Here is a 13,980-nt window from a genome sequence, read left to right on the forward strand (position 1 = left end):
TACCGGGAGTCGAAGGTCCGAGTCTCGGAACGGCACCGGCGCCAGGTTGTCGTCGAGATCACGTTCGCTTCCCCCCATGACCTCATCCGGTGGGAGGACAGTAAGGAGCGGCAGGCGCACCTGCAACAGGCCGTGCCGCTCACGATCGGGCAGGCCCGTCCACTGACTCCGGACGCCCTCACCGGTGCAATCCCGACGGCCGGTCCCGCGCGCCCGCGGTGGTGGACGGCGCGATAACGCTGCACCCGAGCGCCCCGCCGAGACGATCCGGCGGGGCGCTCCCGTGTCCACCCCCCGGCCCGTCAAATGTCCGACCCCCCCTACTACTGTTGTGTGTGTCAGATACACAACATGGCGCGAGCCGTTAGGCGCGGGCGGCGTGTGCCGGCATGCCGGACCGCCCCACCAGGGGCGAACGGCCGGCTTCGCCGACGCGATGACGCGCCGGCCGCGAGCGGGCGGATTTGCTCAGCGCGCCTGGAGGAGGCGCGCTTTCAGACGCTCTCCCCGCGCCTGGCGTTGGCTCTCCAGATCTCCCAGGCCCTCGTGAGCTGCCCGTTGTTGGATTCCGCGGCCGCGGCGCCCTCTTCTGCGGTGAGGGCGGTGTAGCCGCCGAGCTGACCGGCCGTCACCTGTGCTCGGGCGTTGAGGTCCGCGTAGACCGCGCGGGCGACCGCCTGCGGGATCGAGTCGCCCACGGCGACGAATCCGTGTCCTCGCATGAGTGCGACCGCCGCGCCCCCGAGGGTCGCAGCAAGGTCCGCGCCGAGCGAACCGCTGCGGATCAGCAGGTCGCTGGAGGACCCGACGCTGTCACGGATCTCGAAGACCGGGACCGCTTCGCCGAGGAAGCCCGCCATGTGCCACACCGCCTGCAGAGGCGTCCTGGAGATGCTGAAGGGCACCATCGACGCGGAGTGGCTGTGGACAACGGCCTGGACATCGGCGCGTGCCCGGTAGATCTCGCCGTGGATGAATCGTTCGAGATAGCTCGGTCTGTCGTCCGCGGTCGTCCCGTCCAATCCGATCACCTGAATGTCGTCGGGCGTGACGAGGCCGGGGGCCAGGTTTCTGGAGATGAGGAACCTGCTCGGGTCGTCGGGGTCACGGACGCTCACGTGGCCGAAAGCATCGAGGATGCCGTGGCGGACGAGAATGCGATTCGCATCGACGAGATCCTCTCGAACCCCTAGTCGATCACCAGTTGACATCCTTCATCGCTCCCTACTGCAGACGTACGTGTCGCTGTCAGCCCGAACACGCGGCTCACTCACCGTATACGGCGCTGTCACTCCTGCTCGACATCTCACGCGAACGCCTGCCCGAAGACCCGGACATCGCCCATCGCAGACGCGACCTGGATCAGCGTCGGCCCATCCTCGGCGAACGCGGCGGCGAACGCGCTCTCGAGCTCCTCCGGGTTGGACGCCCGCCAAGACTTCAGTCCCAGGCTTCGGGCGTACGATGCGTGGTCGATCGGGGGCCGGAAGGTCCAGCGCATCGCATCCTCTGCGCCGGGCTCTCCGAGCGAGCTGCCCATCGCTCCCGTCACGGTCGCGACGTCCCGCCAGCCCCCGTTGTCGAGGACGAGGTAGACGACCGGAACGTCGTACGCGGCAGCGGTGTGGATCGCTGTGGAGTTGAACATGAACCCGCCATCGCCGAGGACGGCGATCACTCGACGATCGGGACGAGCCATCTGGATGCCGACCGCCGCCGGCGCGCCCCAACCCTGAGCACTCGCCTTCCCCGAGAGGCCGAAATACGTCCACGGTGCGCCATAGTCGACGAGTGTGTCGATGAAGCCCTCCGCGGATCCGCACTGGTTGACGACGATCGTCTCGGAGCCGCCGAGGCGATGGATGAGGTCCGCGATGTGGGCCGCCGATACCGCGCCATCAGCCTCGCCGAGCAGGCGCGACCGCAAGGCTTCGCGGCCCGCTTCCCAGCGCTCTCTGAGCCCTCGCACCCGCCCGCCCGAGCTCACGGGTACCGCTCCGCCTTCAGCGAGGCGATCGGCGACCGCATCGAGCAGGCGCCCGGGGTGGCTGAGGATGCCGACCTGACCTGCGTACTGCCGGCGCAGAGCGAGCGGGTCCACGGTGACCTGCACCACGAGGCTGTCACCGAAATCCGGCAGGGGCATCGCCAGCCCCTCGGTGAGCTCGGCGCCGAGGAGGACGACGACGTCTGCGCCCTCCAGTGCAGGGCTCGATGCGGTCAGCTTGCCGACGTACCTCGGATTGGTGTTCGGGAAGGCGAGGTCGGCGCCCTTGATCTCCCCGAGCACGGACGCGTCCACCAGGTCGGAGAGCCTTTCCAGCGCGGCAATCGCACCGTACCGCGCGACCTCTGTCCCCACCACGATGACCGGACTGGCCGCCGTCCTGAGAATCTGGGCGAGACGCTCTACCGCATCCGGATCGAGCGCCTCATGCAGATACTCGGTCACCGGTCCCGGGGTGAACTCGATCTCCTCTTCCAGAAAGTCCATCGGAATGCCGAGGTGCACCGGACCGTAGGGAGGGGTGGAAGCGATCTGGAACGCTCGCTCGAGGAACTCCGGAAGCCGCTCCGCCCGGGGGATCTCAGCCGACCACTTCGTGTACTGCTGTGTCGCCTCTGTGATGGCCCGGGGAACGTTTTCGGCGCCCAGGCATCCCTGCAGGCGGCCTTCGCCTCGACGGGGTTTGCCCGAGGCTGACGGGAACAGCGCCTCCCAGCACCGCCGGCATGGATCGCGCCGCGCTTGCTGCGACGACGTACAGCGCGCAGCGCTGCCCCCCTACGAGAGCAGAACGGTCACGGTCTTCGTCTCGGTGTACGAGATCAGTTCGTCGAGGGACTCCTCGCGGCCGATCCCCGAAGCCTTCACCCCTCCGAACGGCAGTCCCCAGAAGTGCCGGCTGCCACTGTTGACGAGGATGTAGCCGGCCTCGATCTGCCGGGCGACGACGTGGGCGCGCGTGACGTCGCGCGTCCAGATGCTCGAGGTGAGCCCGTACTGGACGCCGTTGGCGATCCGTACGGCCTCCTCGTCGGCGTCGAAGGTGGTGACGGAGAGGACGGGGCCGAAGATCTCGTTCTGCTCGACGAACGACCCGGGGCTGACACCGGTGAGCAGCGTCGGCTCGACGAACCACCCCTCATCGAGGCCGGCGGGACGGCCGCCGCCCGTCGCCACGGTGGCACCCGCCTTCCTGCCTTCGGCGATGGCGCTGATGGACTTCTGGAACTGTGCCTCCGACACGAGCGGGCCCATGTCCACGGACGGGTCCAGCGGGTCTCCCACCCGGATCGCGGCCATGCGCTCGGCGACCCGGCCGATCACTTCGTCGGCCACCGAGGAGTGCACGAGCAGGCGGCTCGTCGAGCCGCAGCTCTGTCCGGCGACCCACGTGAAGTTCATACCCGCGACGGCACCGGCCGCAGCCGCCTCCAAATCGGCGTCGGCGAAGACGATCTGAGCGTTCTTTCCGCCCAGTTCGAGCGACACGTGCTTGACTCCGGTCTCGGCTGCATCCCGCTGGATCGATTGCCCCGTCGCGGTGGACCCGATGAAACCGATCCGGCGGACCTCGGGATGACGCACCAGCGCGCGTCCGGTCACCGCGCCGCGACCGCTGACGGTGATCAACAGATTGTCCGGGAGGATCCCGACCGCGAGCTCGGCCAGGCGCAACGAAGACAGCGGCGTCTGGTCCGGGGCCTTGAGGACCACGGCGTTGCCGGCGACGAGGGGCGCGGCGACCTTCGCCGCCGCGAAGAAGAAGGGATGGTTGAACGCACCGATACGCGCGACCACTCCGTAGGGCACCTGCATGGTGTAGTGGAGGTTCGTGCTCACCGGAATCGTCCGGCCACCGAGGTCGAGCGCCATGTCGGCGAAGATCTCCATGAGTTCCGCCGCCGCGTCCACATCGCCCCTCATCATCGAGAGGGTGAACCCGCCGTCCAGTGCGTCGAGAGTGGCGAGCTCCTCACGGTGCTCTCGGATCGTCGCAGCGAGTTGCCGGATCACGGCGGCCCGGGCTCGGGGCGGCATCGCGCCCCAGGCCGGCTGCGCAGCCTGCGCCGCCGCCACCGCGCGCCCGACCTCCTCCTCGGAGAGGTCGGGGGCGGAGGTCAGGGGACGCCCGGTCGTGGGGTTCTCGACCTCGTAGCGCGCGGCACTGGCCCACGGCTTGCCATCGAGAGTGACGGTCCATTCCCGGTCTGCGACATCGGTCGACGGGCTCATCATTGACTCCTCGTTTCCAGCAGAAGCGGTTTCTGTGTTCCAGAGGAGCATGCCCACCCTCTGGGACGGGAGGATGGTCCTCGCAGCCGCGACGCATCGCCTCCTCCTCCGAGCGCGGCCGCGAAGGCCTTCCTCGGGCCCACTTGACGTAAGGCGCGCGTGTGTGGCAGAATCAATTTCTGCACATCAGAAACTATGCCTCGGCCCGCTTCGACGTGCGACGTCGGAGCGGTGTCGAAGCATTACACTACGGATAGGCGCGACGATGAGCACTTCCAGCATGACGATCTACGACGAGATCCGTCGCGGAATGATACCGGCGTACATCTACAACGACGCGGAGATCTTCGCGCGCGAACGAAAGAACCTTTTCAGCCGCGCCTGGCTGTTCGTGGGCCACGAGTCCGAGATTCCTCAGGCCGGCGACTACGTCGTCCGGCGAATACTCGACGACTCGTTCATCATCGTCCGCGACGAGAAGGGTGAGATCCGCGCCCACTTCAACATGTGCCTGCATCGCGGCATGCAGGTCTGCCGGGCCGAGATGGGGAACGCCTCGCACTTCCGCTGCCCGTACCACGGGTGGTCCTACCGCAACGACGGACGCATCGTCGGACTCCCCTTCCACGAGGAGGCCTACGGCGGCGAGGCCGGGTTCAGCCGAAAGGGCGCACGGCTCCTGCCGGCGCCGAACCTCGGTATGTACAACGGCCTGATCTTCATCAGCATGGACCCGGATGCGCCGAGCCTCGAGGACTACATCGGCGACTTCAAGTTCTATCTCGACTACTACACCCGGCAGAGCCCCAGCGGCATCGAGCTCCGGGGCCCGCAGCGGTGGCGCGTCAAGGCGAACTGGAAGATCGGCGCCGAGAACTTCGCCGGCGACATGTACCACACGCCCCAGACGCACACCTCGGTCGTCGAGATCGGGCTGTTCCGCGAGCCGAAGGCCGAGAAGCGCAAGGACGGCAACACATACTGGGCCGGCAACGGAGGCGGCACGACCTACAAGCTCCCGCCGGGCACGCTCGAGGAGCGGCTGCGGTACGTCGGCTACCCGGACGAGATGGTCGAGCGGATGAAGGCGACCTGGTCTCAGGAGCAGCTCGATGTCATCGGCCGCGACGGGTTCATGATCTCCGCGGCCTCGCTCTTCCCGAACATGTCCTTCGTCCACAACTGGCCCAAGGTCGAGGAGGGTTCGGACGAGGACGTGCTCCCGTTCATCTCCATCCGGACGTGGCTTCCGATCAGCGAGGACGAGACCGAGGTGTACTCCTGGTTCGCGGTCGACGCTGAGGCTCCGGAGGAGTTCAAGGCACTGTCGTACAAGGCCTACCTGATGTGCTTCGGGTCGACGGGCATGTTCGAGCAGGACGACGTGGAGAACTGGGTCTCGCTCACGAACACGGCGAAGGGATCAATGGCGCGGCGCCTGCTCCTGAACAGCCGCATGGGCATCCTCAAGGATGGATCGCCGGTCGTCGAGCCGCTCGGCCCCGACCAGTTCGCCGGCCCCGGCGTCGCGCACGTGGGCTACGGCGAGTACAACCAGCGCCATCTGCTCCACCGCTGGGCGGACTACCTGGAGTCGGAGTACGAGGGCGTCGACTTCCGTGCCCTGTCGATCGGCGGCGAGCCGCCACTGGATGTCGAGCCCCGACCTGCGGGCATCACGAACAATGGTCAGAAGGTGGTCCGATGATCGAGGAGACCGGCAAGGCAGTTTCCGAAGTCTCCCGGCTTCGCAAGTCGTCAACCCTCGCCGACCGGGTGGGCTCGTCCCTGCCCTTCACGAGCGAGCTGCACGCCACGATCCATCGCTGGCTCGTCGAAGAGGCCTACACTCTCGACCAGCAGCGGTATGAGAGCTGGCTGGACATGCTGACGGAAGACATCCACTACGTCATGCCCGTCCGCGTGACCACCGCACTCGGCACGCCCTTCAGCACGTCCCCCGGGATGGCGCACTGGGACGAGAACAAGTACTCGCTCAGCCGGCGCGTCGCACGGTTCCTTACCGAGCATGCCTGGACCGAGGACCCTCCGTCCCGGCTGCGTCACTTCGTGACCAACGTGCGGGTGTTCGAGACCGACGTGCCCGGCGAGGTGCTCGCCGACTCCGCGATGCTGCTGTTCCGCAGCCGAGGAGACGTGAACGAGCCGTCGATCATCTCCGCCCACCGGGAGGATGTGTTCCGTGACGTCGGAGGCGAGTACAAGCTCGCGCGCCGCGTCATCCTCGTCGACGAGTCGGTGCTGCGCACCCAGAACCTGGCGATCTTCCTGTGACCCTGGAGTGGGAAGGCGCCGACGTCGATCGGGCCGCCGCGATCGCCGCCGCCGAGGAGCGCGCACGTTTGGTCGCGCGCACCGTCGGCGAGCCGCTCACGATCGCCAACGAGTTCTCTGAGATCACGGTGAGCCGGGTCGAGACCCGCAACGGGACGCGTCTGCTCATCGACTCTCCGAAATCCGGACAATGGATCGCACTCGACCCGCTCGAGCTGGAGGCGCTCACCTGGCAGACCGTCCAGACGTTCTCAGCGATGATCGGGTCGCCGTACGCGCCCGTGTTCCCCGACCCCGACCCATCATCAACGAGGAATGACCATGGCCACGGTGAAGGCTGACCTCTCCCTCTGCCAGGGCTACGCGAACTGCGTCGTGGCCGCGGGAGACTACTTCGACATCGACGACGACGGCAAGGTCGTGCTCTTGCAGCTCGAGGTGCCGGACGCGGAGCGCACTCGCGTCGAGGAAGCCGCCCGAAGCTGCCCGGTCTCGGCGCTGTCTGTCGAGGGTTGAGCCGATTCGCATGTCTCACGTCGTCGTCGTCGGTGCTTCCGTCGCCGGAGTCAAGCTCGTACAGAATCTTCGTTCGGAGGGGTTCACCGGCGCGATCACGCTGGTGGACCAGGAGAGCCATCCCCTCTACGACCGTCCCCCGCTGTCGAAGAAGTACCTCAGCGGCGCCGCATCCGACCCGGAGATCGCGCTGACGACGGCGGAAGCGCTCGAAGGCCTGCGGGTCGAGACCCGTTTCGGCGTCGCCGCGACCGAGCTGGATCCTGCCGGCAAGACGCTGACGCTCGCCGACGGCAGCGAGCTGACCTACGACATCCTCGTCATCGCGACGGGTGCCCGAGCTCGCCGAACCCCGTGGGCTTCCACTCCCGGCGTCCACGTGCTGCGTACCCGCGCCGATGCCGACGAGCTGCGCAAGGAGCTCGTTCCGGGCCGCCACCTCGCGGTGGTCGGCGCCGGATTCATCGGCGCCGAGGCGGCCGCCACAGCGCTTGCGGCCGGTGTCAAGGTCACCATCATCGAACCGATCGGTGCTCCGATGGGCCGGGCGATGAATATGGAAGTGGGCGGTATCTTCGCGGAGAAGTACCGCAGGGAGGGTGCTGAGCTACGCTTCGGCGTCTCCGTCGAGAACGTCGAGCGCACGGGTGACCGCGTCCAGGTCACGCTCACCGATGGCGCGACGCTGGATGTCGACGCTGCCCTGCTCGGTATCGGAGCGGTCGTCAACACGGAGTGGCTCGAGTCGTCGGGCCTCGCGCTGGATAACGGTGTCGTCTGCGAAGGCACGCTTGCCGCCGTCGGCGTCTCCCACGTGTATGCGATCGGCGACGTGGCACGATTCATGAACCGACGGCATCCCGACCCGATCCGGTTGGAGCACTGGACGAGCGCGACGGATCAGGCGCTGATTGTCGCGCATAACATCGCTCACCCGGATGACCTGCGCAGCTACGACCCGACGGAGTATGTGTGGAGCGACCAGTACGACTGGAAGATCCAGATCGTCGGGCATACCGGATCTGATCACTGGACGATGGTGGGCGACCCTGCGCAGGACCGCTTCGCCGTCGTGTACGGCGAGAGCCAAGGGCAGGCCGAAGGTGCCGTCATCGTGAACTGGCCGCGTGCCCTCGTCGACGCCCGCCGCTCGGTCGCCTCGCGAGCGAAGGCGGACGAGCTGATACATCGGCTGCGCGCCCTCCTCGAGCCCTCGAGCACGGCTCCGGCGAAGGCGGCCGCCCGATGAGAGCTGACGACACCACCCTCCCCCTCCTGCACGGTCACCGCATCCCGCGAATCGGGGTGGGCACGTGGCCACTCACGGGAGACGAGTGCGCAACGATGGTCGAGAAGGCGGTCGGCTACGGTTACCGCCTGTTCGATACGGCGTACAAGTACGCGAATGAGGAGGCCGTCGGTGCCGGTCTGCGTGCATCGGGCATCCCTCGTGACGAGGTCTTCATCACGAGCAAGTTCAACAAGGAGGACCACAGCGTCGAGGGAGTGCAGCGCGCGTACGACCGATCGCTGAAGACCCTTCGCGTCGACTACCTCGATCTGTTCCTGATCCATTGGCCGGTTCCGGCCCTCGACCGATACGTCGAAGCGTGGAAGGGTCTGGTGAGACTGCTCGAAGAGGGACGAGTGAAGGCGATCGGCGTCTCCAACTTCAAGTCTCACCACCTTCAGCGCGTCGTCGACGCGACCGGTGTCGTCCCCGACGTCGATCAGATCCAGCTCAGCGTCGACATCGCCCGTGTCGAACAGCGCAGCTTCCAGCGCGCTCACGGCATCCTGACCGAGGCGTGGAGCCCGCTCGGACGCGGAGGAGCCCTGCTGTCCGATCCCGCGGTGACCGCGATCGCGTCGAAGTATGACAAGTCGCCCGCACAGGTCCTACTGCGCTGGCACATCGAGGAAGGGATCGTTCCCGTCCCGCGCGCCGGCGATGAGAAGCATCTCGCGCAGAACATCGACGTCTTCGATTTCACGCTCAGCTCGGAGGATATGGCGACGCTGAGTGGGCTGGATCAAGGCGAAGAAGCCGCCCGCGACCCGGACGATCCGGCCAACGGGCACTGAGGCCCACGGCGGCGGGTCGGTCGCTCCCGCAGCCACGCTCATCAGCGGCGTGTTCGCGTGCGCAGCGCATCCATGGGCGCTACGACGACCCGGGCCGGTTCACCCCAACAGTTCGGCGAGGCGGATCGCGGCGTCCTGCAGTGACCGCGCTAGGGACTTGACCTTGCCCGGCGGTAACCGCTGCACGGGCGCGGAGGCGTTGATCGCCAGTCGCAGTCCCGACGAGACGTGGACCGGGACCGCGACGCTCGCCACGCCGTCCTCGCTTTCCTGCCGATTCACGGCATAACCGTCCAGTCGTGTCCGAACCAGTTCGGCGACGAGTTCGTCTCGGGAACGTATGGAGTTCGGTGTGACGATCTCGAGCTGCTCGTCCGGGTACAGCCGGAAGAGCTGCTCGTCGCTCAGCTCGGCAAGCAGCGCCTTGCCGGTCGAGGTGCAATGCGCCGGCAGGGTCTTGCCCAGTCTCGAAACCACGCGCACGGCCACATCGGGCTCGGCAACGGCGAGGAATCGGACATGGTTGCCCTCGAGCGTGCCCAGGTGGCAGGTCTCACCGAGGGCGGCGCTGAGGTCCTCGAGGATCGGCTGCGCCAGTCTCGGGACATCCATCCTGCGCAGCACCGAGAAGGCCACCGTCGTCAGCGCCGGGCCAGGGCCGTAAGCCTTGGTCACCGGGTTCTGCCGCACGAAGCCGCGCCATGCCAGCATCGCGAGAAGTCGGTGCGCGGTCGAGGTCGCCACCCCGAGGAAGGCACCGGCGTCCGTGAGCCGCAGCTCGTGCTCCTCACCCAGCAGCAGGATCAGCTTCAGCGCGTTGTCGACCGACTCGATCGGATACTGGGGTGGATCGCCCGGCGACCCGAGCTGTCGATTCTGCACGGCAGAAAGCTTACTTGCAACGTGGGCGCGCTCCTCCTGCACCGCGCGCTCCGATGCCGACCCGACAGGCGGGAGGATCGTCTCCGCGGTGCCACTGCAGCCCGTGCCACCCCACGCCGCCCGCGTGGCTCCCTGTGACGGCCCCGACGGCCCAGGCGCTCTACGGTCGGAGCAGGACCTTCAGGCTGCTGGACGCGTCGCGGGACTGCTCGAAGGCGGCGGCGGCATCGTCGAAGGCGAACTCGTGGGTCGCCAGCGGCGACAGATCGATCCCCTGGGCGTCGGACGCCTGACGATCGACTCGAGGACGGCCTCGTACTCGCGATGAGCGATGGCGAACGACTGCGGGTGCCACAACTGATAGATGTGTAAGCAGCGTTCCGGGTAGGAGTCCACTACCCGCCCCAACGGGATGTCTGCACGCGCGACGCAGCAGCGGAGGAACGCGTGGTGCGCCACCAGCCAGGCGCCCATGTCACCGACTGCCAGCGCCGCATCCATTAGCGTCCCGTACTCGCGCGAAGCGCCGATCTCGGAGCGCAGCATCCGTCCACCGTCCGGCGCGCGCCTAAGGACTCCAGCTGAAGCCGGACACCGTAGAGCTGGTCGACCTCTTCTACGTCCGGGTGATACACCGTCGCTCGGCGATGGTATCGGCCTCGTTTGAGCCTTTCTTCCCGCAGCAAGCGAAACGCCTCGTGCAAATGACCTCCCCGTCGATCCAGGTCTTTCAACTTTCCATCCTGCGTGAGGCGGCAGTGGCGGTGACACTCCACTGCTCGGAAGAGCACTATTTCGCGCTATTGATCCGGACCCCGATGGTCGGAAGCTGTTCAGTGCCGCGTCATCGGCGCAATACGCTGGGAGACGGGGCTTCCTCTGCCCCGGGAGGACACCATGCAACCAGATAACCTCACGGTCACGGCTCGGGTGGCGCGCACAGCCGTCCCCGGGCGGCTGGACGATCTCACCGAGTGGGCGCATGGTTTCACCGGCCGGGCCCAGTCGTTCCCCGGCTACCGGGAGTCGAAGGTCCGAGTCTCGGAACGGCACCGGCGCCAGGTTGTCGTCGAGATCACGTTCGCTTCCCCCCATGACCTCATCCGGTGGGAGGACAGTAAGGAGCGGCAGGCGCACCTGCAACAGGCCGTGCCGCTCACGATCGGGCAGGCCCGTCCACTGACTCCGGACGCCCTCACCGGTGCAATCCCGACGGCCGGTCCCGCGCGCCCGCGGTGGTGGACGGCGATTTTAGTGTGGATCGCGCTGGTACCGCCTGCCATGTTCAACGCCTACTTCATCGCTCCGCTCCTGACCGGCCTGCCGCCGTACCTCCAGATCCTATGTACGACGCCACTGACCGTCGCGTGCGTCATCTGGGTGATGTTGCCTCTATTGCACGCGCTCGAGGAGAGCATCCGCCACTGGCTCGCGTGGCGGCGCGGGCGCTGAGCGTCTGCCCCATTAGGCGCTGTCGCGGCGGGCAAAGCCCTCTCCGCTCCCTCTTGTCAATCTTGCCTACCTTGGTGAGGGGCATGTCGTCGACGGCGATCAGCCGCTCGGGGTGCTTATGCTTAGCCACCCCGGCGGACTCCATGGCGGCGCGGATCCGTTCGAGCCCGAGCGGGCCGCCCTCCTTGAGACTCACGTAGACGCATACCCGCTCGCTGAACACGGGGTCGAGCATCGCGACGGCGGCCGCTAGATCGAAGCTGTCATAGCGGTAGACGAGGTCCTCCACCTCTTCGCACGAAATCTTCTCGCTGCCTCGGTTGATCATGTCGAGATGTAGCCATCCTCGGTGAAGGACCGCGCGTTCGTCTCAGGTGCGCGGTAGCATCCGCGCGGGGTGTAGCGGATCGGTTTCCTGCTCGAGCATAGATCGACGGCTCATCAGATGCCTCCAGAGTTCTTTTCGTCGGTTATGTCGGTGTGGTGATCAGCGGCGGCGCTGGCGCTTGCCGCCCCAGAACGCGCGGACTGCCATGGTGATCGCTTCGTCTTTGGTGAGGCGATCACCACGGGCCGCGGCTTCGTCGCGTGCCTGGTTGATGTACTCGAAGACGTCCGGAGGTAGTCGGAAGGTCGCGGGGTGTTTTTCGATGCGCTGGACATTGTACGGGCCGCGCTTCTTGCCGGTGCGGGGCGACGTGTCACACCCCAATCAGGGCGGCTTCGACGTCGTCATCGGCAACCCACCCTACGTCAACCGGCGCGAGCTCAGCTACCGCATCACCGGCTTCGAGACAGACAACGTCGACGACATCTACGCCTCCTGCTGCGAGCGCTCGGCGCAGATCACGCGCCCGGATGGCCGGCTCAGCCTGATCGTTCCCATCCGCAGCCAGTTCGCCGATCGCGACGAGTCACTGCGGAAGTTCTACGAGCGGCGGTTCGATGCGATCTGGGTGAGCACCTTCCAGGAACGCCCGGCTGCCCTGTTCCAGGTGAAGGTGCGCAGCACGATCATCACCGCCGCCGGGTATGGCAGCGTCTCCGAGCTGCACACGACGCTCACCCACAGCTGGATCGAGGCGTTCCGTCCGCATCTGATGGCGACACTGCGGTATTCGCTTCGGCCCGCCGGCTCGCGGACCCCGAACTGGATGCGCGCCAGCAGCGACGCGATGTTCGAGCTGATCGACACGCTGCTTGCGAAGGGCACGATCTCCTCGACGCCGCTTGTCCGTGTGAGCGACTACTCCGTCGGTTTCAAGAAGACCGCCACGTACTTCCTGAGCACGTACACGGTGCCGCCGGTCACCTACGACAAGACCACGCACGCCACGGTGCCCCTCAACGAGGGGAAGCTGTTCGTTCAGAACCGGAAGGACCAGCTCGCGGCCAGCGCGATCGCGGCGTCGCGGCTGGCGTTCCTGTGGTGGACGTTCACGGGCGACTGCTTCAACGTCACCAAGGGCACGATGTCGCAGATCCCATTCTCCCCGCACGCTTACGGGCAGGACACGTTCGATGCTCTGGTGGAGCTCGGCGAGAGGATCGAGGAGGCGCTGCCGGCCGTGCGCTCCTGGGATCTCAACTCCGGGAAGTACGTGGGCGGGTACGCGATCCCCGAACTGCGTCATCTCACCGGTCAGGCCGACGAGATCATGCTGGAGGCGATCGGCCGCATCGATCTGCTGCCGGAGATCCAGTACGCCCACGCCCGGATGTACAAGAGCACCGGGATTTCCGCGACGACACTGCGAAAGTTGCCGTTCGAGGTCGAGGTGTGACGCGCGACATCCGCACGGGTCCTTTGCCCTCGAGCGACTGCGATCGTTCGTCCGGGTCAGGATCCTCTGAGTGATGGATATGACAGGTAGGCGCTACCGGATGAGTTGACCCATCTCCCAGTCGCCGAGAGGGATCGTCCGACAAGTTCTGTCAGCGGTCCAAGCGGGACGGTGGCGGTCAGGTTGATCATCGCCGCACAGCATAGAACGCGTTCTCGAACTCGATGGGCGGGACGACACACCGACAGCGGTGGGGTGCCTACCCTTCTCAGGCGGAGTCACGGAGCGAGGTGACAAGCTCCGCGGGGAGGGCAAAGACCTTCTCGAGCAACGGGAGAAGGTCCCGGACTGCCTCGAGGTGCTGCTCTTCGGTCAGATCGTCGATCGCCGGAGGCTCGTCGCCAGTCCAGCCGATCGCTTCCGCCACGATCGTCAGGGACCAGGAGTCCCACCTGAGCCGCCCCTCGGATCGCAGCTGCTCCCGGAACTGACCGAGCACGCCCACGGGCTGAAACGCATTGCGATCGCGCGCGAGCTCGTCGCGAACGTACAACATCGCCGTTTCGAAACCGAGCAGGAACGTGTGCACTCGCTCGAACGTGACGGGCTGCCCGATATACATTCCGGATCGCTTCACGAATGCCTCGGCGATCGAGTAGACCGGCAACTCGGCCGGCCCGTTAGTTTCACTCATCTCGACTTCCCTGCCAGCAGCTCAGGAGACGG

At 66.6% G+C, this 13,980-nt stretch carries 15 protein-coding genes; 8 read left to right on the plus strand and 7 right to left on the minus strand.

What is annotated here, in order from left to right; all coding sequences use genetic code 11:
- Positions 1 to 494: 494 nt before the first annotated feature.
- The 3 genes from Q9S36_RS46440 to Q9S36_RS46450 form a co-directional block, all read right to left on the minus strand.
- Positions 495 to 1,211 carry a class II aldolase/adducin family protein gene (locus tag Q9S36_RS46440; protein ID WP_062633823.1) on the minus strand — a complete coding sequence of 239 codons (717 nt, stop codon included), beginning with the start codon at positions 1,209 to 1,211 and terminating at the stop codon, positions 495 to 497.
- Between the two features lie 95 nt (positions 1,212 to 1,306).
- Entirely contained in the window at positions 1,307 to 2,512 is a 1,206-nt protein-coding gene (locus Q9S36_RS46445; protein ID WP_062633824.1) for a thiamine pyrophosphate-dependent enzyme, read from the minus strand.
- A 273-nt stretch (positions 2,513 to 2,785) separates the two neighbouring features.
- Positions 2,786 to 4,240, minus strand: a complete 1,455-nt coding sequence (locus Q9S36_RS46450) for an aldehyde dehydrogenase family protein (RefSeq protein ID WP_062633835.1) — start codon at positions 4,238 to 4,240, stop codon at positions 2,786 to 2,788.
- A gap of 265 nt (positions 4,241 to 4,505) precedes the next feature.
- On the opposite strand from Q9S36_RS46450, the gene Q9S36_RS46455 reads away from it, so the two are divergent.
- Genes Q9S36_RS46455 through Q9S36_RS46480 form a run of 6 tightly spaced genes read left to right on the plus strand, consistent with a single transcriptional unit; the run spans position 4,506 to position 9,136 of the window.
- The gene (locus tag Q9S36_RS46455; protein WP_228164524.1) at positions 4,506 to 5,948 is read left to right on the plus strand and encodes a Rieske 2Fe-2S domain-containing protein; all 1,443 of its coding nucleotides are present in this window, start codon (positions 4,506 to 4,508) and stop codon (positions 5,946 to 5,948) included.
- Positions 5,945 to 6,535 carry a 3-phenylpropionate/cinnamic acid dioxygenase subunit beta gene (locus Q9S36_RS46460; protein ID WP_062633826.1) on the plus strand — a complete coding sequence of 197 codons (591 nt, stop codon included), beginning with the start codon at positions 5,945 to 5,947 and terminating at the stop codon, positions 6,533 to 6,535. Before Q9S36_RS46455 ends, Q9S36_RS46460 begins: the two co-directional genes overlap by 4 nt.
- Complete coding sequence (locus Q9S36_RS46465; protein WP_085603657.1) at positions 6,532 to 6,876, plus strand: hypothetical protein; 345 nt, start codon at positions 6,532 to 6,534, stop codon at positions 6,874 to 6,876. Before Q9S36_RS46460 ends, Q9S36_RS46465 begins: the two co-directional genes overlap by 4 nt.
- Complete coding sequence (locus Q9S36_RS46470; RefSeq protein ID WP_062633830.1) at positions 6,857 to 7,051, plus strand: ferredoxin; 195 nt, start codon at positions 6,857 to 6,859, stop codon at positions 7,049 to 7,051. Before Q9S36_RS46465 ends, Q9S36_RS46470 begins: the two co-directional genes overlap by 20 nt.
- Before the next feature lie 10 nt (positions 7,052 to 7,061).
- Positions 7,062 to 8,300 carry an FAD-dependent oxidoreductase gene (locus tag Q9S36_RS46475; RefSeq protein WP_311291546.1) on the plus strand — a complete coding sequence of 413 codons (1,239 nt, stop codon included), beginning with the start codon at positions 7,062 to 7,064 and terminating at the stop codon, positions 8,298 to 8,300.
- Positions 8,297 to 9,136, plus strand: a complete 840-nt coding sequence (locus tag Q9S36_RS46480; protein ID WP_005050739.1) for an aldo/keto reductase — start codon at positions 8,297 to 8,299, stop codon at positions 9,134 to 9,136. The genes Q9S36_RS46475 and Q9S36_RS46480 overlap by 4 nt, the downstream gene beginning before the upstream one ends.
- A 99-nt stretch (positions 9,137 to 9,235) precedes the next feature.
- On the opposite strand, the gene Q9S36_RS46485 is transcribed toward Q9S36_RS46480, so the two are convergent.
- Both Q9S36_RS46485 and Q9S36_RS46490 read right to left on the minus strand, forming a co-directional pair.
- Positions 9,236 to 10,018 (minus strand): IclR family transcriptional regulator, encoded by a 783-nt coding sequence (locus Q9S36_RS46485; protein ID WP_311291547.1) that lies wholly within the window; start codon positions 10,016 to 10,018, stop codon positions 9,236 to 9,238.
- A 180-nt stretch (positions 10,019 to 10,198) separates the two neighbouring features.
- Positions 10,199 to 10,564 carry a hypothetical protein gene (locus tag Q9S36_RS46490; protein ID WP_062633834.1) on the minus strand — a complete coding sequence of 122 codons (366 nt, stop codon included), beginning with the start codon at positions 10,562 to 10,564 and terminating at the stop codon, positions 10,199 to 10,201.
- A gap of 384 nt (positions 10,565 to 10,948) precedes the next feature.
- Between Q9S36_RS46490 and Q9S36_RS46495 the strand changes: the two genes are divergently transcribed.
- Positions 10,949 to 11,470: a hypothetical protein gene (locus Q9S36_RS46495; RefSeq protein ID WP_162303983.1), complete on the plus strand. Its 522-nt coding sequence runs from the start codon at positions 10,949 to 10,951 to the stop codon at positions 11,468 to 11,470.
- Here the strand turns inward: Q9S36_RS46495 and Q9S36_RS51740 are convergent.
- Positions 11,391 to 11,798: an AMP-binding enzyme gene (locus Q9S36_RS51740; RefSeq protein ID WP_005050745.1), complete on the minus strand. Its 408-nt coding sequence runs from the start codon at positions 11,796 to 11,798 to the stop codon at positions 11,391 to 11,393. The genes Q9S36_RS46495 and Q9S36_RS51740 overlap by 80 nt on opposite strands.
- Positions 11,799 to 12,069: 271 nt before the next feature.
- Between Q9S36_RS51740 and Q9S36_RS46500 the strand changes: the two genes are divergently transcribed.
- A complete protein-coding gene (locus tag Q9S36_RS46500) occupies positions 12,070 to 13,254 on the plus strand; it encodes an Eco57I restriction-modification methylase domain-containing protein (RefSeq protein WP_244927293.1) in 1,185 nt (394 codons plus the stop codon).
- Positions 13,255 to 13,522: 268 nt separating this feature from the next.
- Here Q9S36_RS46500 and Q9S36_RS46505 read toward each other — a convergent pair whose 3' ends face one another.
- Positions 13,523 to 13,948 carry a hypothetical protein gene (locus Q9S36_RS46505; protein WP_005050749.1) on the minus strand — a complete coding sequence of 142 codons (426 nt, stop codon included), beginning with the start codon at positions 13,946 to 13,948 and terminating at the stop codon, positions 13,523 to 13,525.
- Positions 13,949 to 13,980: the final 32 nt, after the last annotated feature.

The organism is Microbacterium sp. ARD31 (genome assembly GCF_031844425.1).